We start from the raw sequence: 25453 nt of genomic DNA on the forward strand, positions 1-25453 counted from the left end.
GCCGTCCCCGGTGCCCGCGCTGTCCGCGGTCACGTGGGGGTCAGTTCGGCGGCGATCCCGGCCGCCCACGCGTCGATGGCGTCCCAGTCGCGGTAGTCGCCGAACCGGCCCCCCACCAGGTGGAACAGGAAGCGCCCGGTGCGGGGCAGCTGGGTCCGGGAGACGACACCGGAGAACAGCCGGTGGTCCCGGTACGACAGGTCCCCCGGCAGGGCCTCGACGATGACCGGGATCTCCTCGGCCGCCATGCGCCGCCAGGGCCCGCGCAGGGCCCCGGGCATCCCGACGCTGAAGATCCACACGGGTCGGGATGCCAGGACGTCGGCATGGTCGCGGACGAAGTCCCTGGCCGTGTCCAGCCAGGCCTGCCCGTGCACGGCGCTGCCCAGGACGAACGCCCCGTACGCGTCGGCGTCGTCGACCGCCTCCAAGGCCCGCGCCTCGGCCTTCAGCCCGGCCGCGCCGAGCCTGGCGGCCAGTCGCTCGGCGATCTCGCGGGTGGAGCCGTGGGCGGTGGCGTATCCCACCAGGACGCGCATCTCGTCACCTCCGCCTGTTCGATGTGCGGGGACGGCGCCCCTCGGTCACCGTCCCCCGGGAGCGGGCCGCCGGGTGTCGACGGGGCCCGTCAACTGGACGATGTCGTCGGCGGCGACGTCGTGGAGCCGGCTGGCGAGATCCTCCAGCGCGCGGCTGGCGGCGAGTTCGTCACCGATCTCCGGAACAGGGCGGTCGACCGGGTTGCGCCGGGCCACGCCCCTGCCGGTGACGGTTGACGTGTCCCGCGTGGTCAGGACGGCACGGGCGTGGGTGTCGTCGCCTTCCTCGGTGATGTGGATCTGGACGGTCCACTGCTTGGCTTCCATGGTGATCATTCCCGTTCGAAGGGTGCCGGTGAGCGTCCGCACGGGGCCGGGCGGGTGGGAGGCGCGGGACCGGCGCCTCCTCTACTGCCTTTATGGGGCGGGGGGCCGGGGGAGCGGTCCTCCGGCCGCTCTCGGTCCGCTTCCTCCCTCCGCTACCAGCGTGACGCGCCGGGGAGCCCTTGGCCATGGGCCGTTCGGCCCACCATGTCCGGCGGGACCCCGGTCCGGCAGGGGGAAGGTCCGAACGGCATGGAGAAAGGCCCGGACGGCCCGGTGAGCGTGCCTCATCGGCCTCTCCTCCCGCCTCGCCCGGCGTGAGACGTTACGTATGAGGTCGGGCTGTCGGCAGAGTGGTGCGAGGAGTTGTCGACCGATGGCGGAGACACGTCGTACATGCGTGAAGAAGGTGCGGTTCTGGCGGTGGCGGCACAACCCCCTCCGGCGCCGCAGCGACCGGGTCGAGGCGTGGGTGGTGCTGGCCACCTGGATCGCCGTCCTCGTGGGCGGTGTGTTCGCGGGTCAGGCGACGGGGGCGTGGATGGAGCAGAACCTGGCCGCCCGGCGCGCGGCGGTGCACCCCGTGCCCGCCGTGCTCACCGAGAACGTGCCCGCCACGGACGGCGGCCAGCAGGCATGGGCGAAGGCCCGCTGGACGGACTCCGACGGGGTCACGCACACGGGCCTGGCGCGGGTCGGGACCGGCAGCCGGCCGGGCACCCCGGTCACCGTCTGGACCGACCGCTCCGGCAGGCTGGTGGCCGAGCCGCCCACCGCCGCGGAGGCACGGCTGCAGTCCGACCTGGTGGGCGTCGCGGTGGGGCTGACCGTCGGAGCCACCGCGGTGGGCTGTGGCTGGCTCGTACGCACCCGCCTGGACCGGAGGCGGTGGCGGGAGTGGGAGGTCGCGTGGGAGAAGGTCGAGCCCCGGTGGCGGAAGAAGATGATCGGCTGACCGGGCCGACCGGGTCTCCCGGTTCGCGTACCGGGGCGATGTCGCCCGCTCAGCCTTCCGGCCCGCGCGCGGTGAGGGAGGCCAGGGCGGCGTCCAGGCGGCGGGTGGCCTCCTCGGCGACCGGGCGCAGGGCGTCGATCTCGGTGAGGGCGACCATCGTGTTCGGGTCGAGGGCCTGTACGGCGGTGCGGTCGCCGTCGCGGCGGACGACCACGTTGCAGGGGAGCAGCAGACCGATGGAGCGGTCGGTCTCCAGGGCGCGGTGGGCCAGGGGCGGGTTGCAGGCGCCGAGGATGACGTAGTCCTCCATGTCGCGGTCGAGCTTGGCCTTGAGGGTGGCGGTGACGTCGATCTCGGTGAGGATGCCGAAGCCCTGGGCGGCGAGGGCGTCGCGGGTGCGGGCGAGGGCGGTGGCGAAGTCGCTGTCGAGGTGCACTGTGCGGTCGTAGCGCATGGCGGGGGCCTTTCTCGGTCGGTTGCATGTGCGGGGGGTGGGTGTCCGGCCCGGCCTCTTGGAGTCCTCCGGCGGCGCGGGCACCCCAGGTGTCAGCTTGCCTCCGCCTTCCCGCGTACGTCGTCCATGTCGACGGCGCGGATCCTCCCGATGAGATCCTCCAGCGCCTGCGGGGGCAGCGCGCCCGGCTGCGCGTACAGGACGGTCCGGTCGCGGACGGCCATCAGGGTGGGGATGGAGGAGATCCGGAAGGCCCCGGCGAGTTCGGGCTGCGCCTCGGTGTCGACCTTGCCGAAGACGATGTCCGGGTGGCGCGCGGCGGCCTTCTCGTAGACGGGGCCGAACATCCGGCACGGTCCGCACCAGGCGGCCCAGAAGTCGATCAGCAGGATCTCGGATCCGGTGACGACCTCGTCGAAGTTGTCCTTGGTCAGTTCCACGGTCGGCATGGGTCCTCTCCGTTCCCTGATGGATACCCGCGCGGGGGTATTTGCGTCTGCTCGCTTCAACCGGGGCCGGGGTGGATCTGTTCCACGCAGACGGGTGGCAGCGGGAACCAGCGCATGTGCTCGAAGTCGGCGGGCAGTCCGGTCGGGCCGTCGTCGAGCCGCTCGCGGCGGGCGGCCAGCGTCTCGCGGGCCCGGGCGAGCTGACCGGCCAGCGCCTCCTCGCCCAGCCGGCGGTGGGGCCCGCCCCCGGCGGTGAGCCGTCCGTCGGCGCCGAAGCGTACGTCGGTCAGGCGCAGGGGAGGGTCGACGGGGCCGCCGTGATGGCGCCACTGTCCGGTGTGCGGGTCGAAGCGGTAGTCGGGCAGCAGCCGGTGCCCCCGCGCGGCGACCAGGTCGACCGCGTCGATGAGGTAGTCGCGGACGGTGTCGCTGATGAAGTAGTTGAAGTTGACGCGGACCCAGCCGGGCTTGATGCCGTCGCAGCCTCGGGTGACCTCGTCGCGCAGGGCGTGGGAGGTGCGGGTGTCGATGGCGAGCAGCCGGTGCCCGTAGGGACCCGCGCAGGAGCAGCCGCCGCGCGCCTGGATGCCGAACAGGTCGTTGAGCAGGGCGACGACGAAGTTGTGGTGAAGATGCGCGTGCTCGCCGTGGCGGATCCGGAAGGAGACGATCGACAGGCGACGGGCGTGGTGGTTGCCGAGGACCTCGATACGGGGGTTGCGGTCCCAGCGGGCGAGCGCGCGGCGCCAGTGGCGCTCCTCGGCGGCCTGGATGGTGTCGGTGCCGACGGCCTGCTTGAGGGCGAAGACCAGTCCGGCCCGAATGGACTCGACGATGGCCGGGGTGCCGCCCTCCTCGCGCGCGACCGGGTCGTCGAGGTAGCGGTGGCCGCGCGGGTCGACGAAGGCGACGGTGCCGCCGCCGGGAGCCGTGGGCACCCGGTTGCGCACCAGTTCCCGCCGTACGGCGAGTACCCCCGGCGTCTGCGGGCCGCCGACGAACTTGTGCGGGGAGAGGAACAGCGCGTCCTTGTGGTCCCCGGCGCCCGGCGCGCTCCCGGCCATCCGGATCGGGACGTACGGGGCGGCGGCCGCGTAGTCCCAGAAGGACAGGGCGCCGTACGCGTGCAGCAGGCGTGCGACGCGGTCGGTGTCGGTGAGGATGCCGGTGACGTTGGAGGCGGCCGAGAAGCTGCCGATCAGCAGCGGACGGCCGGTGTGCCGCCGTAGCCCCGCTTCGAGCGCGGCGAGGTCGATGTGGCCGTCGGCGTCCTCGTCGACGACCACGACGTCGGCGACCGACTCGCGCCACGGCAGCTCGTTGGAGTGGTGCTCGTAGGGGCCCACGAACACCACCGGCCGCTCGTCGGGAGGGAGGTGGTCCGGGCCGCGCAGCCCCAGGACGCCGACGAGTTTGTTGACCGCGGCGGTGGCCCCGGCGCCGCAGAAGATCACCAGGTCGTCCTCGGTGCCGCCGACCGCGTCGCGGATGACGCGGCGGGCGTCCTCGCGCAGCCGGGTCGTCTGCGCCCCGGTGCTGGAGCTCTCCGTGTGGGTGTTCCCGTACCGCGGCAGGACCTGCTCGCGGACGAAGTCCTCGATGAAGTCGAGGGACCGTCCGGACGCGGTGTAGTCGGCGTAGACGAGCCGCTTCGGCCCGTACGGCCCGTCCACCACCTCGTCGTCGCCGATGAGGCCGCCCCGGACGCGCTCCAGCAGGGTCCGTACGACCGGCTCCGGGGGCACCCTCACGGCTCCAGCTCGATGTCGACGTCGGGCGGCTGGTGGAGGGTGTTGTGGACCGTGCAGCGCGAGGCCACGGCCAGCAGGGCCGCGCGCCGCTGCTCGGGCAGCTCCGGCGGCGGGACGACCACGAGGCGCAGGGCGGTGACGCGCGCCGGGCGGTCGGTGGACAGGGTGAACTCCGTGCGGACGCGCAGGCCGGCGCGGGGCAGGCCGTGCCGGTGGAGGAAGCGGCCCGCGTAGAACGCCACGCAGGTGGCCAGGGAGGCCGCGAACAGCTCGGTGGGGGTGGGCGCGGTGTCCGTGCCGCCCGCTCCCAGGGGCTGGTCGACCTGGAGGCGGTGTTCGCGGACGTCCACGGTGTAGGCGTCGCCGCGTACGTGGACGACCTCCAGGCGGTGCGCCTCCGCGGGCTCGTCGCGGTGCGGGTCGAGGGTCTGGGGTGTGCTGCCGGTCATGGCCGGGCCCTTCTCACTGGTGTCGACTGCTCCGGTGTTCCGTCTTCCAGTCGACCACCGCGCGCGGGGCGGGGCGAGGGGCCGACGGGGTGCGCGGGGGGCCGTTCGGCCCCCGCGCCCGCCTGCGACGTTGGCATACCCTGGAGGGTATTTCATCAGGGTGTTCGTGCCGCGTGTGGCGTCGGTGCCGCCGCCCTCGGCAGCCGGACCGTCATCCGGGTGCCGCCGTCCGGTCCACGGGTCGCGGTGACCGTGCCGCCGTGGGCGGTGACCAGCTCCCTGACCACGGCGAGGCCGATGCCGCTCCCGGCGCGGGCGCGGGCCCCGCGCCACAGGCGGTCGAAGACGTGCGGCAGTTCGTCGGCGGGAATGCCGGGACCGGTGTCCGCCACCTCCACGCGCGCCTCCGAGGGCGTGGCGGACGTCGTGACGGTGACGCTGTCGCCGGGACGGCAGTGGCGGGCGGTGTTGCTGAGCAGGTTGCCGAGCACCTGGTGCAGCCGGTCGGCGTCGGCGCGGACCGGCAGGGGAGCGGGGCCGGGCACGGTGCGTACGGTCAGTCCGGCGGCGCGCAGCTCGGCCTCCCGGGCGGCGACGGCGGCACCGGCCAGGGCGGTCAGGTCCACCTCCGCCAGGCGCAGGGACAGCCGGGCCGACTCGGCGTCCGCGAGTTCGCCGAGGTCGTCGACGACGCGGCCCAGCCGCAGCGCCTGGTCGTGCAGGGCGGCCAGGCGGTCCGGCGCCGGTTCGGCGTAGCCGTCGCGCAGCTCCTCCAGCCCCGCCCGCAACGAGGTCAGCGGCGTGCGCAACTCGTGGGCGACGTCCGCGGCGAGCCGGTGGCGGGCCCGCTCGGCGTGGCCGACGTCGTCGGCCATGGCGTCGAAGGCTCGGGCGAGGTCACCCAGCTCACCGGGCGCGTCGACGCGGGCCCGCGCGTCCCGGTCCCCGGCGGCCAGCGCACGGGCGGTCGACGCGACCCGGACCACGGGGGCCGTCAGACGCCGGGTGACGAACCAGCTCACGACCAGCGCCAGGGCCAGCGCGCCGACCGCCGCGGCGGCCACCCAGCCCCAGGCGGCGGACCGGCCCGCCGACTCGGAGCCGGGCGGGAAGACGAGGCGTACGGAGCCGACCGTGCCGCCGTCGACCACTACCGGAGCGCTCGCGCCGGGCCCCGACCCCGCGTCCCCTCCCCGGTGCCCGCGCCCCGGACCGGACATGCCGTGGTCGTCCGCCGACCCGGAGCCGGAGCCACCGGACATCATCCCGCCGTCCGCGTCGCTCACGGTGAGCACGGCCCCCGCCCCGGCGGCGAGGGACCGCGCGGCCGACAGGTCGGCGGTCGACCAGCCGCCCGCGGCACGGTAGGCGTCGGCGGTGGCCGCGGCCACCCGGGAGGCGGTGCGCTGCCGGTCGGCCCGGTGGGCGCTGCTGACCCCGCGGTCGGCGCCGACGAGCGCCGCGGCGGTCAGCAGGGCCACGGACGCCAGCGCCACCACGGCGAACGCGGCGAACAGCCGTCGCCCGAGCGGGCCGAGCCCACCGGACGGCCGAACACCGGGGCGCGCCCGACGCGGCTCACGGGTCACGGGACCACCCCAGCCGGTAACCCACCCCCAGCACGGTCACCACGACGCCGGCACCGTCCGGCCCGAGCTTGCGCCGCAGGTTCTTCACATGCGAGTCGACCGTCCGCTCGTACCCGGCGAACTCGTAGCCGCGCACCCGGTTGACCAACTCGTAGCGCGAGTACACCCGCCCCGGCACCGAGGCCAGCGCCGTCAGCAGACCCCACTCGGTCGGCGTCAGCTCCAACAGCGTCCCGTCCAGCGTCGCCTCGTGCCGGGCCTCGTCGACGCGCAGCCGTCCACCGCCGTACGACACGGTCCGCGCCGCCCCCGTCGGCGCACCCCCCGCCCGGTGCAGCACCGCGCCCACCCGCAGCACCACCTCGGTGGGGCTGAACGGCTTGGTCACGTAGTCGTCGGCGCCGAGCCGCAGCCCGTGGATGCGGTCCTCGACGGTCGTCCGCGCGGTCAGCACCACCACCGGCACCCGCCCGCGCTCACGGGCCTCGCGCAGCACCTCGTCCCCGTCCACGTCCGGCAGGCCGAGGTCCAGCACCGCCAAGGCGATCCCGGGTTCACCGAGCAGCCGGACCGCCTCGGCACCCGAACCGGTCGTCAGCACGCCGTAACCCGCGCGCTCCAGGTAGCGGCGCAGCAGCTCGCGGATCTCCCTCTCGTCCTCCACGACGAGCACCGTGGTGACCATGTCCCACGTCTACCCGGGGCGCGCCCGCCCCGGGGAGGGGCCGAACAGCCCGGACCCCCGGCCGGTCGTCTCCATCCGGTCTCCACACACACCGCACGGTGCCTGCAGGGCCCGGGACGACGGTGGGTGGTGCGGGGAACGGAGGAGGTCCGTCATGAAGCGCAACACCAAGATCGCGACGTTGGTCACCGCGGGCGCCCTCGCCCTCGGCGGAGTGCTGGCCGCCGGCCCGGTGTCCGCGGGTACGGGCGGCGCGGCGCCGGTGGCCGCGCGGACCCTGGCCGGGAGCGGGCTGACGGGTGCTCAGCACCCGGGACACCACCACGGCGACGGCATGGACGGCATGGACGGCACGGGCGGTGTCCGGCGGCACGACGGGACGTGCGGCGGAGCGGTCACCGCCGCCCGGGGCACGCTGACGGCCGCGCGGAAGACCACGCTGGCGAACACGGCCGAGGAGGAGAGACTCGCCCACGCCCTCTACGCGGCGCTCGCCGAACGCCACGACGCGCGTGTCTTCGCGCACGTCGCGCGGGCCGAGACGCGGCACCTGACCGCCGTACGCACCCTGTTGGACCGGTACGACGTCGCGGACCCGACCGCCCGCCAAGCGGCCGGTGAGTTCACCGACCCCGCCGTCCAGGCCACCTACGACCGGCTCCTGGAGCAGGGCACGGAGAGCCTGTCCGGGGCCCTGGAGGCGGGCCGCACGGTCGAGACGGACGACGTCGCCGCGCTGACCAAGGCGCTGTCCGGACTCACCGCCCCGGACACGCGCCAGGTGTACACCCACCTGCTCGCCGCCTCGGAACGGCATCTGACGGCGTTCGGGCACTGGCTCGCCGACGAGTAGGACGTCACTGGAAGACGGCGTGGACCTCGCCCTCCGTGGCCGTGTGGGACACGACGAGGAGTTCGTCGCCCTCCCGCAGCTCCAGGTCCGGTACCGGGGGCACGGGGTTCCCGTCGCGGACGACGGTGGTGACCACGATGCCCGGGGGGACCGCGAGTTCCGTGAGGGTGCGGCCGGCGGCGCGTGACTGGGGGGTGATGGTCGTCTCGATCACGTTCACACCCGCCTTGCTCAGGCGCAGCAGCGCGACGGTGTCGGTGGCGCTCGTCGCCTCCTCGATGAGGGAGACGAGGGGCGCCGCGGCCGGTACGGCGGTGTCGACGCCCCAGTGGGGAGGTGAACAGCCAGGCGTTCTCGTCGTCGTTGACCCGGGCGATGACCCGGGCGACCCCGAACTGGCGTTTGGCGAGGAGGCTGACGACCAGGTTGTCCTCGTCCTCGCCGGTGGTGGCGACGACGAGGTCGGCGGCGTGCGCGCCCGCGTCCTCCAGGACACCTGGTTCGCAGGCGTCGCCGACACACAGGTCGGCGGGGACGTGGCCGGTGAGCGCGGCGATACGGTCCTCGTCCCGGTCGACGAGCGTGACCTGGCTGCGGGCGGCGCCCAGGACATGGGCGATCTGGGTGCCCAGGCGTCCGGCACCGGCGACGATGACCCTCATGTGTCCAGCTCCTTGTCCAGGAAGCCGCGCAGTCGGCTGAGTGCGTCGGCGGCGACGGCGAAGGTGACGAGGTCGCCCGTCTCGGCGGGCGTGTGGCGGGTGGGCAGGAACGACCGGCCGCCGCGGGTCACCTCGACGATCCGGATCTCGCCGTCGACCTCCAGGTCGCCCATGGCGGCCATCAGGGCGATGCCGAACCCGGCGCAGCCGCCGCACCCGCGGGTCCGGATCCCCGAGGGGCGAGGCCGCGGCCGCCGCCGGTCGGGCGGGGGAGGGCGGAGTGCCCGCCCCGTGGTGACCTGCCATGGGACCTCCAGGCCCCGGGACGCCCCGCGCTCCGTCCTCCGCTCCGGGAGACGAGGCCGCCCGGGGCCGCCTGGTTCGCCCGAGGGGCTCAGACGACGGTGAGGCGGTCCACGACCTCGACCACGTCGGCGATCCCCGCCACCGCCTCGGTCAGCCGTGGAACCAGTTCCGAGTCCAGTCTCCCGGTGAGCGTGACGGTGCCGTTCAGCACCCGCACGTCCACGCTCCCGGGCGGGAGGCCCAGCTCGTCCCGGAGGACGTGGCCGACGACCTCCTCGCGGATCGCCGCGTCGTCCCGGACGAGGGCGTGCAGCAGGTCGTTGCGGCTGACGACGCCGACGAGGCCGCCCCGCGGGTCGGTCACGAAGATCTGCCGGACCCGGGAACGGGCGGCCGTGCGCGCCGCGTCGACGACCGGGGTCCAGGGGTGGACCGTGAGCGCCGGTGCCGACATCAGCGTGGCCGCCGTGCCGCCCGACTCCGCGGCGGGCTGTCGGCGGCCGAGCAGCTTGGCGAACGGTCCGGGACGCTCGCCCGAGGAGGCGAGGGAAGCCGCCCGGGCGAGGAGGTCGGACTCCGCGATCACCCCGATGACGCGTTGGGAGTCGTCCACCACGGGCGCGGCTCCGATCCGGCGGCGGGCCAGCATCCGGGCGATGTCCAGGAAGGGCGTGTCGGCGGTGACTGCGGTGACCGCTCGCCGCATGACATGGCGTACCTGGAGGTCCGCGGGGGTGGTGGCCCGCGCGGCGGCGGGCGCGGGTGTGCTGGCGGCGACGTGTCCGGTGTCGGGCTCGGCGGTCGCCGCCGTCGCCGAGCTGGAGGTCATGGCCTGGAGGTAGCGCACCATCAGGTCCTGGCGGAACTCCTCGGCGGGTTGGGGGGCGTAGCTCGGCACCGCGTGACGTGCCTCCTCCGACGCCCTGCCGGCTTCCTGAGCCTCTCGGTCGTCCATGGCAACCTCCCACGAAGCGTTGCGGACGCATGGCTCCTATCGTGATGATCCCCCCGCCCCGCCGGGCGGGACAGGGCCGCCCGGCCCCTTCCTCAGGTCGAAGGACCCCTGCGGGGTCCGAGGCGGCCTCGGTAGCGTGGAGTGAGGTCGCAGTGAGCACCGGAACCGATCCGGGAGGACTCCATGCCTGGGTTTCGCGAGTTCCTCGCGCGCTTCCGTCCAGCCGGTTCGCCTGGCCCGGCGGTCGGCGGGGCCGTTCCCGCCGACCGGTCCGCCGAGCTGACGGCCGAACTGCAGCCCCCGCTCACCCTGCTGGACGACACCGCCCGCGAAGCCGCGGCGATCCGTGCCGCCGCCGTCCGCGAGGCCGCGGAGCGCCGTCGTGCCGCGGCGGAACGGGCCGACCGGACCATGCGGGCGGCGCGGGCCCGTGCCCTCGAGGTCCGGCGTGAGACGGCGGCGCGGCTCGGGGACGAGGCCGTCACCGAGGCCGCCCGCGAGGACGTCGCGGCACGACGCGCCGTGCAGGAGCTGCGGGAGCGGGCCCGGCAGCGCACTCCGGCCCTGGCCGCGCGCCTGGTGGCCCAGGTGGCCGACGAGCTCACCGCTCTGGCGGGCACGCCACCGCCCGGAGCACGTCAGGAGGCGCCATGGGCGCGGGATGGGTCGCGGGAGTGACCCGGGCCAGGGCCATGGCCGCCGGGCACGCCGGGCCCGACACGGCACACCGCCTGGCAGCCGGGCCCGGCCTCTCCGACGCCCTGCGCGCGCTGGCGGACACTCCTTACCGGCGTGGACTCGACGTGGCGGCCGGGGCCGCCGAGGCGCAGCGGGCGGTCTCTGACGCCCTGGTGTGGCAGTTGCGGGTGCTCGCCGGTTGGCAGCCCCGGCCCGGCGCCACCGCCGTACGTCTGCTCGCGTCGGGTTTCGAGATCGCGAACACCCGCAGCCGGCTGCGGGCCCTGTCCGGCCCGCCGCAGCCCCCGCCCTACCGGCTGGGCGCGCTGTCGACCGCCTGGCCCCGCCTGTCCCGGACCACTTCCCCGGCCGCGGTGCGGGCCGTGCTGGCCTCCTCGCCGTGGGGCGATCCCGGGGCCGACACCCCGGCGGCGGTGATCACCGGGATGCGCCTGTCGGCGGCCGCCCGCACCGCGGCGAGCGTGCCGCCCGCCGCCCGCTGGGCGGCGGGCGAGGCCGCGCTGCTGGTGGCCCGCGAGGTCCACCTGACGGGCCGCCCCCTGACCGGGCCCGCCACGCGGGACGCCACCCGGCTGCTCGGCACGGCCGCCGTGCAGGCCCTGACCTTCGGTGACTTCCGTGCCCGGCTGCCGTCGACGGCCCGCTGGGCGCTGGCGGGAGTCGAACGGCCGACGGAGCTGTGGCGCGCGGAGGCCCGCTGGTGGCAGGCGGTCGAGCGGGACGCCCTGTCGATGCTGGGCGCGGCACGCTTCGACGTGTCGCCCGTCGTGGGCGCCGTCGCGGTACTGGGCGTCGACGCGTGGCGGATCCGCGCCGGTCTGGAGTGCGCCGCGTTCGGCGGACGGGCGCGGGAGGCCTTCGATGAACTCGTGGGCTGACTCCCTGACCCCGGCGCGTATGCAGCGGGTGGCCGTGGTCGCCCCGCGCGACGCCCTGAGGGACGCCCTGGTACGCGTCGCCGACTCCGGCCGCGTCGAACTGGACCGCCCGGACGGCACCGGACACGGCGCGCCGGGACCGGCCGCCCGGCGGCTCCAGTCGCTCGGCGCCGGTCCGGTCCGGGCCCTGCTCTCCCCCGTACCGCCCGACCTCGACGCGCTCCAGCGGGAGGGCCGGGCCGACCTGCTGGCCGGCGAGGCGCAGCTGGAGGCGTACCGGGACGCCGCGGTACGGCACGACCGGGTGGCCGCGCTGGCCGGATGGTGCCCCGCGGCCGACGTGGCACGGCTCGGCGGCCGACTGGCGGACGTCGGAGGCGCCGTGGTGCCGCTGCCGGCACCGCGCGGAGTCGACCCGCCGACCCGGTTGTACGACACCGGGACGGTACGGCGCTCCCTGGTGCCGCTCGTCCGGACCTACGGGACCGTCCCGTACACCGACGTGGACCCCACCGTGCCCGCCGGCCTCGCCTACGTCGTCATGTTCGGCATGATGTTCGGCGACGCCGGCCACGGCGCCCTCCTGCTCCTCGGAGCGCTGCTGTTGCGCTCCGGCCGTCCGCGCCGCTGGACGTCCCTGCGCCCCCTGTGGCCCTTCCTGGCCGGGGCGGGCGTGACGAGCGTGCTGGCCGGAGTCGCCTACGGCGAGTTCTTCGGCCCCACGGGGGTGCTGCCGGTCCTGTGGCTGGCCCCCCTGGACGACCCCGTGCGGTTGCTCGGCGGCGCGGTCGCCCTGGGCGCGGTCCTGCTGGCCCTGGCCTACGCGGCGGGCATCGTCAACCGCTGGCGGGAGGGCGGCCCGGGCCGGGCGTTGTACGCGTCGTCCGGCATCGCCGGGGCGACGGTCTTCCTCGGCTTCGCGGTGCTCGCGGGCGGCATCGCCCTGCGCACGCCGGCCCTCGCGGTGAGCGGTTCGCTGCTCGCCCTCGCCGGGCTGGGGCTGGCCGGCACCGGGCTGTTCACGGCGTCGGGAGGCGGCGCCTCGGGCGTCCTGCAGACCGGGGTCCAGCTCTTCGACGTGGTCGTCCGGATCGGCTCGAACACCGTCTCCTTCACCCGCCTCGCCGCGTTCGGACTGACCCACGCCGCACTGGGCGCCATCGTCTGGCAGGGCACCACGGCCCTGGCCGGATCCGGGCCCGCGGCGGTCGTCGGCGCGGTCCTCCTCTTCGCCCTCGGCAACGCGCTGGCCTTCGCCCTGGAGGCGCTGGTGGCCGGCGTACAGGCCCTGCGACTGGAGTTCTACGAGCTGTTCTCCCGTGTCTTCGACGCCGAGGGCCGGCCGTTCCGCCCCTGGCACGTCCCCACGCAGCCGGAGACCGCGGACGCGCTCACATCACGGAACACGGAGGTGACAACATGACTGCCTGGCTGATCGCACTGCCGGTGCTGGTCGCGGCCTTCGCCGCCACGCGCCGACTGCTGCGGCACCGCGGCAAGGCCGCCCTGCGGTCGATCCTCGCGGTGGACGCGGCACTGTTCGCGGGAGCGCTGGCGCTCCTGCTGGTCGCGCTGAGCGGCGGTTCCGCGCAGGCGGACACGGCCACGACCGTGGCCGCACAGGGCTCCGGCTCCGGCTCTGCGGCCCTCATCGGAGCCGCCATCGCGGTCGCGGGCGCCTCGATCGGCGCGGCGATCGCCGTCGCCTACACGGGAGCCGCGGCCCTGGCGGCGCTGAGCGAACGGCCCGAGTTGTTCGGCCGGGCCATGGTCATCGTCGGCCTCGCCGAGGGCATCGCCATCTACGGCCTGGTCGTCGCCGTCATCCTGATCGGAAAGGCCTGACCATGACGCACATCGCGGCGATCGGGGAACGGCTGCGCGTCATCGGGCTGGGCACGGTCGGCGTCGTCGCGTTCCCCGCGGAGGACCCGGAGGCCGTGCGTGCCGCCTGGCGCGGACTCCCGGCGGACGTGGGGCTCGTCATCGTCACCCCCGCCGCGGCCGCCGCGCTGGGCCCGGGACCGCTCGCCGGAGAGGACCCGCTCACCGCGGTGATGCCCCCATGAGGACCCCGACGCCCACCCGGACCACGGCCGGACTCGAACCGGTACGGACCCGGCTGCTCCGGGACGCCAGGGCCGACGCCGAGGCCCTGCTGGCCGCCGCGGCCGCGGACGCCGCCGCGGTGTTCGAGGAGGCCGAGGCCCGCGCCGCGGCGATCCTGGCCGAAGCCCGCCGGCAGGGCGGGGCCGACGCCGCGGCGGCCCGGCGCGCGGTACGCGCCCGCTCCCGCCGGGCCGCCCGTGCCCGGGAGCTCGCCGCCCGCCGGGAGTGCTGGGAGGAACTGCGCCGACAGGTCGTGCGCGGTGTCGGGGAACTGCGCGCCGCCGACGCCTACCCACGCCTTCACGAGCGGCTGACGGCACACGTACGGCAGTCGCTGGGACCAGACGCCAGGATCACCGACGTCCCGGGCGGAGGCGTCGTCGGGGAAGTCCCGGGACGCCGCGTCGACTGCGGCCTCGCCGCGTTCGCGGAGCGCGCCCTCGACCGGGTCGGCGCGGAGGTGGAGGAGCTATGGGCACCCTGACGCACGCCCCGCACGGCACCGGCCGCGTCCTCCGGGTCGCCGGGCCCCTCGTCGAGGCCGAGGACGTGGCCGGTACCGCCATGTACGACCTGGTCGCCCTGGGCGACACCGGGCTGCCGGGGGAGGTCGTCGCCATCCGCGACGCCGTCGTCACCGTGCAGGCGTACGAGTACACCGGCGGCCTCGCACCCGGCATGTCCGTCCGCCCGTCGGGCAGGCCGCTGTCCGCGAGGCTGGGCCCCGGCCTGCTGGGCGGCGTCTTCGACGGACTGCTGCGCCCGCTGTCGGCGGCCGGCGCCTGGCTGGAGCCCGGTGCCGTGACCGCCGGGGGCGACGGACAGCCGGCCACGTGGGAGTTCACGCCCCGGGTGGCGGAGGGCGAGGCCGTCGCGCCGGGAGACGTCCTCGGCGACATCCGGGACGCCGGACCGGTGCCGCTGCGGGTGCTGGTCCCGCCCGGCCGCGCGGGACCGGCGGAGAACGTCGTCCCGCCCGGCCGCCACGGCGAGGACACCGTCGTCGCGACCGTGGCGGGCACCCCGGTCCGGATGACGGGCCACTGGCCCGTGCGCACCCCCCGCCCGGTCCGGGAGCGGCTGGCCGCCGACAGGGCGCTGCGGACCGGGCAGCGCGCCATCGACCTGCTCTTCCCGGTCGCCCTGGGCAGCACGGTCGCCGTACCCGGTGGCTTCGGCACCGGCAAGACGGTGCTGTTGCAGCAGATCGCCAAGTGGTGCGACGCGGACGTCATCGTCTACGTCGGCTGCGGCGAGCGCGGCAACGAGATGGCCGACGTCATCGACGAGTTCGCCGCGCTGACGGACCCGCGCACCGGCGGACGGCTCGCCGACCGTACCGTGATCATCGCGAACACCTCGAACATGCCGATGATGGCGAGGGAGGCCAGCGTCTACACCGGCGTCACGGTCGCCGAGTACTTCCGCGACATGGGTCTGGGCGTGGTCGTCATCGCCGACTCGACCTCCCGCTGGGCCGAGGCGCTGCGCGAGTTCGCGTCCCGCACCGGGGCGCTGCCCGCCGAGGAGGGCTACCCGGCGGGACTGGCCTCGGCGATCGCCGCGTTCTACGAGCGGGCCGGCGCGGTGACCACACTCGGCGGCCGCACCGGCTCGGTCACGGTGATCGGCGCGGTGTCCCCGCCCGGCGGGGACATGGCGGAGCCGGTCACCGCCCACACCCAGCGCTTCGTGCGCTGCCTGTGGACCCTGGACCGCGACCTCGCCTACGCCCGCCACTACCCGGCCGTCTCCTGGGCCGGGTCGTTCTCCCGCGACGCCGAGACGCTCGGCGCCCACCACGCCGCCACGGGCGCCCCCGACTGGCCCGCCCGGCGCGCCCGGGTGGCCGGACTGCTCGCCGAGGCCGACCGGCTCGCGGACCTGGTCGACCTGCTCGGCATCACCGCGCTGCCCGACCAGGAACGCGTCAGCGTCCTCGGCGGCCGGCTCGTCCGGGAGGCCGTGCTGCAGCAGAGCGCCCTGTCCGAGCGGGACGCCTACAGCGGTGTGGAGAAGACCATGGCGCTGACCGACGCGGTACTGGCGGTCGTCGCCCGCTGCCGTGAGCTGGCCGAGGCGGGGGTGCCCGCGGCCCGCATCGAGGAGGTCGACTTCTCACCCGTGCTGCGCGCCCGCGAGGAGGCGGGCCCGCACGACGCGGCGACCGTCCGGGCACTGCGCGAGACCATGCTCGCCCGACTCGGGGAGGTGTCGTGAACGGCACACCGGACCGGGGCCGCGTCGAGTACACCTCGGTGCGCGAACTGCGCGGCCCGCTCGCGGTCGTCGACAAGGTCGAGGGCGTCGGCTGGGACGAGTTCGTGCTGCTCACCCCCGACTCGGGCGAGCGGCGCCACGGACTCGTGCTGGAGGTCGACCGTGGCACGGCCGTGGTGCAGGTCCTGGAGGACACCGCGGGCCTGGACCCGGCGCGGCTGCGCGCCGCCTTCACCGGGGCGCCGCTGCGCGTCCCCGTGGGCCCCGGCTGGCTGGGCCGGGTGTGCAACGGCCGCGGTGAACCGCTCGACGGAGGACCACCCGTCTTCGGCGAGACGACCACGGCGGTCGGCGGCAACCCCGTCAACCCGCTGCGCCGCGAGCCGCCCGCCGAACCGGTCCTGACCGGAGTCAGCGCCGTCGACGCCCTCACCACACTCGTACGCGGCCAGAAGCTCCCGGTGTTCTCGGCGGCGGGCCTCCCGCACCTGGAACTGGCCGCGCAGATCGCGGCCCAGTCGACGGCGGGAGGGGAGGCGTTCTGCGTGGTGTTCGCCGCGATGGGGGTGACCCACGCCGACGCCGCCTTCGTACGCGACGCGCTGGAGGAACGCTCCGCCGCGGGCGAGCTGGTGCTCCTGCTCAACACCGCCGACGACCCCGTGATCGAGCGCATCCTCACCCCGCGCATCGCGCTCACCGTCGCCGAGCGCCTCGCGTTCACCGGGGGCCGCCACGTCCTGGTGGTGATGACCGACATGACGAGCTACGCGGAGGCCCTGCGCGAGGTCTCCGCGGCCCGCGGCGAGATCCCGGCCCGCCGGGCCTACCCCGGCTACCTCTACAGCGACCTGGCGTCCCTGTACGAGCGCTGCGGTCGCATCCGCGGACTGCCGGGCTCCGTCACCGTGCTGCCGGTGCTCACCATGCCCGCGGGCGACATCACGCACCCCGTGCCGGACCTCACCGGATACATCACGGAGGGGCAGATCGTGCTCTCCCGGCAGGTGCACGCCCAGGGCGTCTACCCGCCGGTGGACGCGCTCTCGTCGCTGTCCCGACTGATGCGCAAGGGCGCGGGCCCCGGCCGCACGCGCGACGACCACCTCGACGTCGCCGCCCAGCTCCTCTCCGCGCTGGCCCGCGCCCGCCAGGTCAGGGAACTCGCCGACCTCGTCGGGCAGACGGCGCTCAGCGGCACCGACCGCAGCTACCTGGACTTCGACGAGGCGTTCGCCCACGGCCTCGTGCACCAGGGCCAGGGCGAACTGCGCACGCTGGAGCAGACGCTGGAGCGCGCGTGGCGGGTGCTGCTCACCCTGCCGCGCGGCGAGCTGGCCATGCTGCCGGCCGAACTCCTCGACGCCCACCGGGCACCGGAGGGCGGGTGATCGCATGGCAGAACTGCGCGTTCCGCCCGGCCGGGCGGGCCGGATGCGACTGCGCCGCAGCCTGGAGGTCGCCCGGCGCGGGGCGGACCTGCTCGACCAGAAGCTGCGCATCCTGCGCACCCGCCACGAGGAACTCCTGCGCGCGGAGCACACCGCGCGGGAACGCTGGCACGAGCGGCTGCGGGAGGCGGAACTCTGGCTGCGCCGAGGACTGCTCCTCGGCGGCGAGGAGGCGCTGGAGACCACGGCGTCCACGCCTCCCGCGGAGCTGGAGACCGCCTGGACGTCCACGATGGGCGTACGACACCCCCGTACCGCCTCCTGCGTGCTTCCGGAGCGCGGTCCGGACGTGCTCGCGCCCGCGAACACGGCGCTGTTCCACGCCGGGGCCGCCTACCAGGAGGCCGTACGGGCAGCCGCCGAGTACGCCGCCGCGGGCGCGGCGGCCCGCGCCGTCGGCGCCGAGCTCCTCGCCACCCGTCAGCGCGTGAGGGCCCTGCGACGCCACTGGATTCCCCGGCTGGAGGCGGCCCTGGCCCACGCGGACCTGGCGCTGGAGCAGGGCGAACACGAGGACGCCGTCCGCAGGCGCTGGGCCGCGCGTGGGTCCCGGGACGACGTGTGAGGCGGCGACGGGACAGCAGGGCTCGTCGTCCGTCCTGATCTGATGACGACGTCCGACCGGTCACGCCCGACGGCGTGGAGGGCGGGTGCTCGTCCGGTGACGGCGCGGACGACCTGTTCCGGGTCGGGTGCTGGGAGCGGAAGTACGGGTAAACAGGTGTCCGCCCGCCGCTCCCCGGATGTGAGAGCCGAAGGAAGCGGTGGGCGGACCGGGACTCCGTGGAAGGAGCATCCATGGCCCACGATGACACGACCCGGTCGGCGGACGGTACCGGGCGCGCGGTGACGTTCACACTGCCGAAGGCCGCGCGGGCGGCGCGGGTGATGTCGGCGATCCGGACCAGCGGTCTCGTCCTCGCCATCGCCGACGGCCGGTTCACCCACGACAGCGCCAGCCTGTGGGCGGTCGTCGTGCTGCACGTCAGCGGCATGGCCCACGCCGTGGCCGACCGGGCGCTGCGGCGGCGCTGACCCGCGGCGGCGCCCGGGTCCTCACGGCCGGGCCGTGGCCGCCACCCCGAAGTCCGGCCGGACGGCGAGCCATTCGGCGACCGTGGGACGCCACACCGGGTCCCACAGCCGGGGCGCCCCGGCCGCCCCCGCGGTGAGCCGGATGTCCCCGCCCCGCCCCGGCAGCTCCGCCGCCGGGGCGCCGAGGGACGCCGCGGCGGCGTCGGCGGCCACCGTGAGCGCCCGTACACGGGTGCCGAGCGGGTCCGGCCCGGGGCCCGCGCCGGTCGCGTCCAGGCTCCGCGCGGCGTGTACCCCGGACCGCGCCCAGTCCCGCAGCGCGTCGCGGTCGCGGAGGGACCAGTGCCGCCGCAGCGAGACCAGGTGGCGCACGGCCCGGCGCTCCTGGGCGGCCCGGGCGGCGGCCCGGCCCAGCCGGGGGCGGGACACCATGGCCGGGTCGAACACGTCGACCACCATGTCCGCCGGATCCAGGGTCCGCGCCAGGGGACCGAGCAGCGCCTCACCGCGGAGCCTCCGCCCGCCCGGCCCCGGGGCCGGGGTCAGCCTGCCCCGTGCCACCGGCAGGGGCTGGTCCGGGTGGTACACGCGGAACGCCAGCCCGTCCGGCCGGGCCTCCCGGGGCCCTCCCGCCACCTCCACCCGCAGCAGCACGCCGCCTTCGGTGTCCCGCGTCCACCAGCTCACGGTGTTCTCCGCGGCGGCGAGGACGCGCGCCGGGACCTGCGCCCAGTCGACGCTGCCGATCCAGCGCCCGGCGTCGGAACGGGCCGTGTGGATCCGGGCCTTGGCCAGGATCCGCTCCTCGGGCCAGGACATCCGCGTCCCGGACTCGCGCAGGGCGGCCTCCTCCCGGGCCAGTTCGAGCAACCGCGCGTGCCGCGGATGGCCGTCCAGCAGGGACGCCGCCGCCAGCAGCGCGTCCATGACCGCCTCGGCGACCAGACCGTCCGACACCTGCCGCGGCGACCAGCGCCGCAGCAGCTCGGCCAGCGGCAGCAGCCGCTCGGCCGACCCGCGCAGACACCTCTCCGCCGCCGCGTACGCGTCCGGGACGATCCCGTCCAGGTCCCACAGCAGGCCCCCCGCCTCCAGGTCGAGGAGCGCCCGATCGAGCGGGTCCGGCGACCAGTTCGCCAGCCAGCGCAGGGTCGCCAGCCGCGCCACGGACGTGTGGTGCGGCCCCGGCGCCCACGGGGTGTCGGCCGACCGGACGGTGGCGGCCACGGGGTCCTGCCGGGACACCGTCCCGGTCCGCGCCCCGGCCAGCGCCGCCCGCGCGGCGGCCACGGCCCCGGCGCCGTAGACGCCCGCCAGCCAGTCGGCGGCCCCGGCGAGGTCGTCCACCTCCGCGTACGGCGGGGCGTCCGGGGCGAAGGGGTCGGTCACCAGCATCCCGCCGGCCAGCTCCAGGGGCGCGTAGAACGGCCGCTCCTCCAGGGGAGGACCGAGCCGGACGGTGCCGACGGTGTCGATGCGTACGCTCACGGTCGTGGTCATGTTTCCGGGTCCTCTTCCTGGTCCGACCAGAAGGTCTCGACGACGTCGCGGGCCTGTTCCACGGTGGGCCGTACCACCGGCCGCCCGCCGTCCGGCAGCGAGTCGGCGTACGCCTTGAGTGCCTGGTGCCACCAGCCGCGGACGGCCTCCGTGTCCGAGGCGGTCAGGAACCAGCGGACCAGCTGGTAGGCGCCGCCGTCCGCCAGGGAGGGGTCCGCGCCGACGAGGTGGTCGAACACGGACAGGACCGCGTCGTGCACGCGCGGGTCCCCCACGGGGACGTGGGCGGCCGTGGGGCCGTCCGCGGCGGGGTCCCTCGGCTCCCACTCGCCCAGCCACACCACCTCCGGTTCGTCGGGGGCGGGACCGTCGGAGCCGACCTCGCGGACGAAGGACCGGATCGCGCTGTTGACGAGTTCGAAACAGCGCTCGGGGGACGTCGGCATCCCGCGGACCTCGCCGGTGTGCAGCCTCGACCACAGCCGGGGCACCACCTGGACGTCGGCGTCCTCCAGCTTCTGGCGCGCGCGTCCGTGCAGTCCGCCCGGGCGGCGCGCGTTGTAGGCCAGGAAGTGCTCCCCGACGATCACGCTGATCAGCTTCTCCATACGGCGCGGCAGCCGGTGTACGGGGGACCGGCCGGGTGCCGCCAGCCGTTCGTCGATGACGGACGTGTTGACGGCGTACGCCAGGTGCACGCCCAGCGTGAACGCCGCCCGCCGGTCGTCGTCGGAGAGGCCCAGGGGTCCGCACATGCGTTCCGCCTCCGCCAGGGCGACCTCCAGGGTGGTGCTGTCGCGGAACTCCTCGCTGGCGTCCTCCGGTTTCTTGAAGACCGCGGGACCGAGCCGCTGCCGCAGCGACCTGTCGAGCGGGCGCGGCAGCGGGGTGCCCCGGCCCGTGCGCCGCTCGGCCACCCCCGGCCGGGGCGGATCCGCCGTCGCCGAGAGCCCAAAGGCTTCGGCGTCGGCCAGTAGCCGCTCCCAGGGCCTGGTCTTGGAGTAGGACTCCCACAGCCCGTCCAGGTCGCTGGTGACGTCGGAGTCGAGCAGCTCGTTCACGGCGCGCTGGTCCGTCGGACCGGTGGTGCGGCCGGGGGCGGGCGGGTGCGCGGCCCAGTGGCTGTCCACGACGGTGATGAGCCGTCCGACCACGTCCGGGTCCGCCAGCAGCCGTTCCAGGACGGCGTGGTTCGGGGGCGGCTGGTCGTGCGCGCCGGACAGCCGGGTGACCGCGCGGTCGCAGTCCTCGGGGGCCGGGGGGCGGTCGCCGTCCCACTGCCTGGCCAGCCTGTACAGCGTCTCCTCGTGCCGCCACACGGTCACCCCGGCCCGGTGGCGGGCGTCGCGCAGGCCGGGCAGGACCAGGCCGTCCCGCCGTACTTCGGGTAAGAGCCCGGCCACGGCGTCGGCCACCTGGTCCGACTCCCGCTGGTCGTCGGGCCCGGCACGCAGGACCGACCGCAGCTCGGGGTGCTTGTCCCGGAGCCGGGGCGCCAGGAAGCTGGCCGCGAGGCGCTTGTTGACCACGTCCTTCGCTGTCCCGCCCAGGGGGTGGACGGCCAGGCGTACGTCCGGCGGCAGCCGCAGCCAGCCACGGGTGAGCGCTTCGAGCAGACTCCTGTTCACGGCGTCGCCCCGCCGTCCCGGGCGCGCAGCCCGGCCCGCTCCAACGCCGTCCCGGTCAGCGCCCGCAGGGCCCGGACGGTGGTGTGCACCTCGTTGAGGTACCTCGTCGGCGTGAACGGCTGGCGCAGCGCGGGCGCCCGGTCCGCCACGTCGCCGCCGACGGTCTCCACCTCCACGTCGTAGGGGAGGGCCAGCATCCGGATCGCGGTGAAGTGCTGCATCGGCTGGTAGATCGGCGTGGTGACGAGCAGCAGCCGCGCGCCCGGTTTCAGGGCGGCCATCCGCTCGGCGAAGAAGGCGTACGTCTCTCCGGTGTGGGCGCGCCGCTCCGGCGCCGTGGAGGGCGCGGCGGCCACCCGCACCGACAGCCCCCCGGCGGTGCGGTAGCGCCGCACCCCCCAGGTCAGGCCCGGCAGGGGGGACACCTCGCCCTCCTCGCCCTCCGGGTCGCCGAGGCCGAACGCGAGCCGGGTGCCGAGGTCGAGCGCCTGGTACTCCTCGGTCAGCTCGGGGTGGCCGAGGCGTCCGGCGATGACGGACTCCAGTTCGTTGGGGTCGCGCGCCTCCCGGGCGAACGGCCGGTGGCCGCCCAGCGCGGTGACGGCCCCCGCGGTCACGGTGCCGTCGGCGAGGAGCTGGGCGGCGTAGGCCGGGCGGTTGAAGCAGGCCCGGACCAGGCCGCCGAGCATGAGGACGTGGTCGTACTCCCGTCGGCGGGGCGACGGTGTGTCCCGCAGACCGAGGGCGGTGGCGGCGGCGAGGGTGGTGGCGGCCTGCTCCGGGGTCATCGGCAGCTCACCGGCCTGGTGGCGTTCCTCGTCCGCCAGCCGGGTGTTGACGCTCCCGGTGAACGCGAAGAGCCGGTCGACGCGCTCCAGCAGGGTGTCCGGCGTCCCCGCCAGCTCCGCGGCGTCGCCGCCGAAGGCGTCGACCAACGCCCGCATGGCGTCGGAGTCGAGGTAGGCGTCGATGTCGGACAGCAGGTCCTTGCCGCTGCCGGGCAGGGCGGGCCGGGGGAAGGACGAGGTCATGAGCGTTCCCTTTCCTGGGGTGCGGGGGTGAAGCGGCCGTCACCGGACTCGGTCCGGTAGACGCGGTACAACCTCTCGGAGGCGTCGGGCGCCCGGGTGGCGTCCCGCACCAGTTGCTGGGCGTCGAGGCGGGCGAGGGCGGCCTTGGCCAGCACGTCCAGGCTCTTGAGGACGTTCCCCTCGACGCTGACGACCAGGCTCTGCCGGACCTCCAGGGCCTCCCGCGCGTGGCGCAGCGCGGCCATCAGGTACTGGACGCGTACGGCGGGCGTGAGGTCGTCCTGCAGCACGGCGCGGTAGAAGTTCACCAGTGCGAGGCCGTTGACGCAGGTGATCACTTCCTCCAGGTGCCGTGTGTGGTAGCGCTGTTGGCGGATCCTCAGTACGGCCTCGTAGTGCGCCTCGGCCGCGTCGAGATGCGCGCGGGGCGGGACCGAGGGGTCCACCTGCGCCAGGGCGACCTCCAGACCGGCGAGGTTGAAGCGGCTGCGGTCCACGTCGGGCGAGTCCGCGTCGGTGAGCCGGGCGCGTTCGGCCGCGCTGCGCCGCAGCAGCGGCTCGGCCTCCCGGAGCAGCTCCAGCCGCTCCCGCGCCGACAGGCCCTCGGCCCTGGCCTGCTTGCGGATCAGCAGGCCGTGCATGGCCTCGGCACGGGAGGCGGCCAGCCGTTCGGGCAGGCCCGCGCCGGGGACGTCGCACAGGTTCCGCGCCTCGACGGCCCAGGCGACGGCCTCCCCGACCGTGCCCCACGGCGACGCGCCGCGGGCGTTGTGCACGGCCCGCGCCCGGCCGCGCAGACAGTCGGAGCGCATGACCCGCCACTCGGCCCCGGCCCCCGCACCGCCGTCCGCGTCGGCGCGCTCCAGGGCCCGGTGGAAGCAGTACGTCGCGGCTTCCGTGTCCTGCCGCTGCACCAGCACCCCGAGCGCGTGCAGGTCGCGGAAGGCGTCCGGCCCCGAGGGCGCGCCCGCCAACAGGTCGGCGACGCGCTTGACCTCCCTGGTGACCAGGACCAGGTCGAACGGCGAGGCGAGGACGGTCCGTTCGGCGGGGACCGGCCGGGCGGTGTGCGTGGCGTCGAAGAGGTTCCGGTACACCGTGCCCACCAGGACGGCGGTGTCCGCGCCCGCGTGCCGCGCGGAGTGGTCCTGGACCGCGCCGCGGAAGAGCCGGTGCATGGTGGCCCGGCCGCCGGTGAAGTCGACCAGCCCCAGGTCGTGCAGCCGGTCGAGGCCGGCCGCCACCTCGTGCGGTGGCCCGTCGCCCTCGTGCGGTGGCCCGTCGCCCTCGTGCGGTGGCCCGTCGCCCTCGTGCGGTGGCCCGTCGCCCGCCAGCGCCAGCGCCAGCAGCGCCGGGCTCAGTGCCGAGGGCGGCAGCCAGGCCATGGCGGTCGCCAGTCGGCGGTCCCGGGCGGCCGGGTCCCGCAGCGGTCCGTCCGCGGTGCCGTCCGGGCCACCGGTCATGGCGGACCAGATGGCCGCGGGCACTTCCTCGACCGTGTCCGGCTGTGCCGCGGGGCTCCTCCACCAGGCGAGGCCGGTGGTGCGCAGCAGGCGCGCACTGGCCTCCAGCAGCAGAGGCCGCCCTTCCAGGAGCTTCAGGGGCGCGTCCGCCGCGTCGAGCAGTCCGCCGGCGTCCTCGGGGCACAGCGGGGCCACGTCGATGTGGTGGACGGCGCGCTCGTCCGGCGACGCGGAGTCGGTGGTGCCGCCCGGCTCCGGCCTGGTGGTGGTGACCACCACCAGCTGGCCCGCCGTGGTGGCCCGCGGAAGGTGCAGCTCCTCCGGCTCGACCTCCACGTTGTCCAGGACGACCACCCACGGGGCCTTGGTGGCGCTCAGCCGCTCCAGCGCCAGGGCCGCGTACTGCGAGCGGTCGCCGCTGTCGCGGGCCTGGCCGCTCAGGCCCCGCTCGTCGATCTCCGCGTCACCGAGCGAGGCCGTCAGGGTCCGCTGGTCGAAGGCCTCCAGGAACCACCCGCGCCCCTCACCGGCGCGCGCCGCGAGATGGTGGGCGAGCATACTCTTGCCGACGCCCTGCGGCCCGTGCAGCACCACCGTGCCACCCCGCGCCGCGGCCTCGTGCAGATCCCCGACGAGCTTGCCGCGCCCGCCGAACTCGACGAACGGCGGCCGGGGCGGGAGCCGCCGGTGGATCGCTGCCCTGGACTCGTCGCGGACCACGGGCAGAGGGCGTACGTCCTCGTCACCCGTCGCGTGCAGGGCGACGACGTCGACCATGCGGACGGTGTCGTGCTCCCCCTCCAGCTGCGCGGTCGCACTCCGGCACGCCGTGGCGAAGTCGGCGTCGACCCCGTGGCAGGCGTGGACCGGGTCGACGGCCGTGCCGCCCGTCACCCGCAGCCGCTGCCCGTAGGTGCGGAAGACGCCCCGCTCGTGGTCGGGAACCGGGGTCACGGGTGGCCGGGACAGCTCGTCGTCCGCCGCCGCGGGGTCGGTGTGCACCAGCAGCAGGGCGTGGTCCTCCAGGACCGTGACGTACGGGCGCAGCCCGGCCGCCTCGCACATGGCGGCCAGCATGAGCGTCAGGTCCAGACAGGTGCCCGAACTGCGGTCGACCTCCTGCGGGTCACGGACCCGCTGCTGGGCGCGTGCGCTCCACGGGCTCTTGTTGTAGGGGATGTTCTTGCGCCGCAGACGCGTGTAGAGCTGTTCGAGCAGTTCCAGCGGCCTGCCCTCCCAGCGGTGCGCCTGGTGCTCCAGCAGGTCGAGGTCCCACAGGGCCTGGACGCTGACGTAGCGGGCCAGCGACCGGTGGCTGTCCGGTGTGCCGTCCGGATGCCACTCCGGCCACTCGGTCACCGTCGGGACCGCCCCCGTGGACGTGGCGCCCTTCGTCATGTCTCCCCCCGCGGCCTTGTCCGGCGTCATCTTCTCCTCCCTCCTCCGTTCCCAGACCCACCGGAAGGAC

The 25453-nt window shown here is 75.6% G+C and carries 26 protein-coding genes and 2 pseudogenes; 12 read left to right on the forward strand and 16 right to left on the reverse strand.

Features of this window, described 5'->3' with window-relative positions; translation table 11 throughout:
* Positions 1-29: 29 nt before the first annotated feature.
* Together ABZ659_RS20900 and ABZ659_RS20905 are read right to left on the reverse strand one after the other, a co-directional pair.
* A complete protein-coding gene (locus tag ABZ659_RS20900; protein WP_360221961.1) occupies positions 30-539 on the reverse strand; it encodes a flavodoxin domain-containing protein in 510 nt (169 codons plus the stop codon).
* A 45-nt stretch (positions 540-584) separates the two neighbouring features.
* Complete coding sequence (locus ABZ659_RS20905; protein WP_360221964.1) at positions 585-875, reverse strand: DUF1876 domain-containing protein; 291 nt, start codon at positions 873-875, stop codon at positions 585-587.
* Between the two features lie 364 nt (positions 876-1239).
* Here ABZ659_RS20905 and ABZ659_RS20910 point away from each other — a divergent pair, with 364 nt between their 5' ends.
* Positions 1240-1818, forward strand: a complete 579-nt coding sequence (locus ABZ659_RS20910; RefSeq protein ID WP_360221967.1) for a hypothetical protein — start codon at positions 1240-1242, stop codon at positions 1816-1818.
* Positions 1819-1867: 49 nt separating this feature from the next.
* Here ABZ659_RS20910 and ABZ659_RS20915 read toward each other — a convergent pair whose 3' ends face one another.
* The 6 genes from ABZ659_RS20915 to ABZ659_RS20940 form a co-directional block, all read right to left on the reverse strand.
* Positions 1868-2272: a DUF302 domain-containing protein gene (locus ABZ659_RS20915; protein WP_360221970.1), complete on the reverse strand. Its 405-nt coding sequence runs from the start codon at positions 2270-2272 to the stop codon at positions 1868-1870.
* 92 nt (positions 2273-2364) lie between these two features.
* Positions 2365-2721 (reverse strand): thioredoxin domain-containing protein, encoded by a 357-nt coding sequence (locus ABZ659_RS20920; protein ID WP_360221973.1) that lies wholly within the window; start codon positions 2719-2721, stop codon positions 2365-2367.
* A 56-nt stretch (positions 2722-2777) separates the two neighbouring features.
* Positions 2778-4472, reverse strand: coding sequence for an aminotransferase class V-fold PLP-dependent enzyme (locus tag ABZ659_RS20925; protein ID WP_360221976.1), 1695 nt, complete (start codon positions 4470-4472; stop codon positions 2778-2780).
* The gene (locus tag ABZ659_RS20930; protein ID WP_360221979.1) at positions 4469-4921 is read right to left on the reverse strand and encodes an OsmC family protein; all 453 of its coding nucleotides are present in this window, start codon (positions 4919-4921) and stop codon (positions 4469-4471) included. Before ABZ659_RS20930 ends, ABZ659_RS20925 begins: the two co-directional genes overlap by 4 nt.
* A gap of 155 nt (positions 4922-5076) precedes the next feature.
* Complete coding sequence (locus tag ABZ659_RS20935) at positions 5077-6510, reverse strand: HAMP domain-containing sensor histidine kinase (protein ID WP_360221982.1); 1434 nt, start codon at positions 6508-6510, stop codon at positions 5077-5079.
* Positions 6500-7195, reverse strand: a complete 696-nt coding sequence (locus ABZ659_RS20940; protein ID WP_360221985.1) for a response regulator transcription factor — start codon at positions 7193-7195, stop codon at positions 6500-6502. The genes ABZ659_RS20935 and ABZ659_RS20940 overlap by 11 nt, the downstream gene beginning before the upstream one ends.
* A 154-nt stretch (positions 7196-7349) precedes the next feature.
* On the opposite strand from ABZ659_RS20940, the gene ABZ659_RS20945 reads away from it, so the two are divergent.
* Positions 7350-8048: a DUF2202 domain-containing protein gene (locus tag ABZ659_RS20945; protein WP_360221988.1), complete on the forward strand. Its 699-nt coding sequence runs from the start codon at positions 7350-7352 to the stop codon at positions 8046-8048.
* A 4-nt stretch (positions 8049-8052) separates the two neighbouring features.
* Here ABZ659_RS20945 and ABZ659_RS20950 read toward each other — a convergent pair whose 3' ends face one another.
* The 4 genes and pseudogenes from ABZ659_RS20950 to ABZ659_RS20965 all read right to left on the reverse strand — a co-directional run bounded on the left by ABZ659_RS20950 (position 8053) and on the right by ABZ659_RS20965 (position 9971).
* The gene (locus ABZ659_RS20950; protein ID WP_360221991.1) at positions 8053-8262 is read right to left on the reverse strand and encodes a TrkA C-terminal domain-containing protein; all 210 of its coding nucleotides are present in this window, start codon (positions 8260-8262) and stop codon (positions 8053-8055) included.
* 181 nt (positions 8263-8443) lie between these two features.
* Positions 8444-8710, reverse strand: a pseudogene (locus ABZ659_RS20955) (NAD-binding protein); the annotation flags it as partial.
* Positions 8707-8868, reverse strand: a pseudogene (locus ABZ659_RS20960) (TrkA family potassium uptake protein); the annotation flags it as partial. The pseudogenes ABZ659_RS20960 and ABZ659_RS20955, both read right to left, overlap by 4 nt.
* Before the next feature lie 236 nt (positions 8869-9104).
* Complete coding sequence (locus tag ABZ659_RS20965) at positions 9105-9971, reverse strand: CBS domain-containing protein (protein WP_360221994.1); 867 nt, start codon at positions 9969-9971, stop codon at positions 9105-9107.
* A gap of 183 nt (positions 9972-10154) precedes the next feature.
* Here ABZ659_RS20965 and ABZ659_RS20970 point away from each other — a divergent pair, with 183 nt between their 5' ends.
* The 10 genes from ABZ659_RS20970 (at position 10155) to ABZ659_RS21015 (ending at position 18363) form a co-directional block, all read left to right on the forward strand.
* A complete protein-coding gene (locus ABZ659_RS20970; RefSeq protein WP_360221997.1) occupies positions 10155-10649 on the forward strand; it encodes a hypothetical protein in 495 nt (164 codons plus the stop codon).
* Positions 10622-11548, forward strand: coding sequence for a hypothetical protein (locus tag ABZ659_RS20975; protein WP_360222000.1), 927 nt, complete (start codon positions 10622-10624; stop codon positions 11546-11548). The genes ABZ659_RS20970 and ABZ659_RS20975 overlap by 28 nt, the downstream gene beginning before the upstream one ends.
* A complete protein-coding gene (locus tag ABZ659_RS20980) occupies positions 11532-12971 on the forward strand; it encodes a V-type ATPase 116kDa subunit family protein (protein ID WP_360222003.1) in 1440 nt (479 codons plus the stop codon). The genes ABZ659_RS20975 and ABZ659_RS20980 overlap by 17 nt, the downstream gene beginning before the upstream one ends.
* Positions 12968-13393: an ATP synthase subunit C gene (locus tag ABZ659_RS20985; protein WP_360222006.1), complete on the forward strand. Its 426-nt coding sequence runs from the start codon at positions 12968-12970 to the stop codon at positions 13391-13393. Before ABZ659_RS20980 ends, ABZ659_RS20985 begins: the two co-directional genes overlap by 4 nt.
* A gap of 2 nt (positions 13394-13395) precedes the next feature.
* On the forward strand, positions 13396-13617 hold the full coding sequence (locus tag ABZ659_RS20990; RefSeq protein WP_360222009.1) for a hypothetical protein: 222 nt from the start codon (positions 13396-13398) through the stop codon (positions 13615-13617).
* Positions 13614-14141, forward strand: a complete 528-nt coding sequence (locus ABZ659_RS20995) for a hypothetical protein (protein WP_360222012.1) — start codon at positions 13614-13616, stop codon at positions 14139-14141. The genes ABZ659_RS20990 and ABZ659_RS20995 overlap by 4 nt, the downstream gene beginning before the upstream one ends.
* The gene (locus ABZ659_RS21000; protein ID WP_360222015.1) at positions 14129-15877 is read left to right on the forward strand and encodes a V-type ATP synthase subunit A; all 1749 of its coding nucleotides are present in this window, start codon (positions 14129-14131) and stop codon (positions 15875-15877) included. Before ABZ659_RS20995 ends, ABZ659_RS21000 begins: the two co-directional genes overlap by 13 nt.
* Entirely contained in the window at positions 15874-17268 is a 1395-nt protein-coding gene (locus ABZ659_RS21005; protein WP_360222018.1) for a V-type ATP synthase subunit B, read from the forward strand. Before ABZ659_RS21000 ends, ABZ659_RS21005 begins: the two co-directional genes overlap by 4 nt.
* A 4-nt stretch (positions 17269-17272) precedes the next feature.
* Entirely contained in the window at positions 17273-17893 is a 621-nt protein-coding gene (locus ABZ659_RS21010; protein WP_360222021.1) for a V-type ATP synthase subunit D, read from the forward strand.
* 233 nt (positions 17894-18126) lie between these two features.
* Positions 18127-18363 (forward strand): hypothetical protein, encoded by a 237-nt coding sequence (locus ABZ659_RS21015; RefSeq protein WP_360222024.1) that lies wholly within the window; start codon positions 18127-18129, stop codon positions 18361-18363.
* A gap of 21 nt (positions 18364-18384) precedes the next feature.
* On the opposite strand, the gene ABZ659_RS21020 is transcribed toward ABZ659_RS21015, so the two are convergent.
* The 4 genes from ABZ659_RS21020 to ABZ659_RS21035 are packed head-to-tail and all read right to left on the reverse strand — an operon-like array spanning position 18385 to position 25413.
* Positions 18385-19863, reverse strand: a complete 1479-nt coding sequence (locus ABZ659_RS21020) for a hypothetical protein (RefSeq protein ID WP_360222027.1) — start codon at positions 19861-19863, stop codon at positions 18385-18387.
* On the reverse strand, positions 19860-21491 hold the full coding sequence (locus tag ABZ659_RS21025) for a hypothetical protein (protein WP_360222030.1): 1632 nt from the start codon (positions 21489-21491) through the stop codon (positions 19860-19862). The genes ABZ659_RS21020 and ABZ659_RS21025 overlap by 4 nt, the downstream gene beginning before the upstream one ends.
* The gene (locus ABZ659_RS21030) at positions 21488-22522 is read right to left on the reverse strand and encodes a hypothetical protein (RefSeq protein WP_360222033.1); all 1035 of its coding nucleotides are present in this window, start codon (positions 22520-22522) and stop codon (positions 21488-21490) included. Before ABZ659_RS21030 ends, ABZ659_RS21025 begins: the two co-directional genes overlap by 4 nt.
* Positions 22519-25413: an ATP-binding protein gene (locus ABZ659_RS21035; RefSeq protein ID WP_360222036.1), complete on the reverse strand. Its 2895-nt coding sequence runs from the start codon at positions 25411-25413 to the stop codon at positions 22519-22521. The genes ABZ659_RS21030 and ABZ659_RS21035 overlap by 4 nt, the downstream gene beginning before the upstream one ends.
* Positions 25414-25453 lie beyond the last annotated feature (40 nt).

The sequence above is a fragment of the Streptomyces sp. NPDC006997 genome (genome assembly GCF_040635175.1).
Classification (GTDB): Bacteria; Actinomycetota; Actinomycetes; order Streptomycetales; family Streptomycetaceae; genus Streptomyces.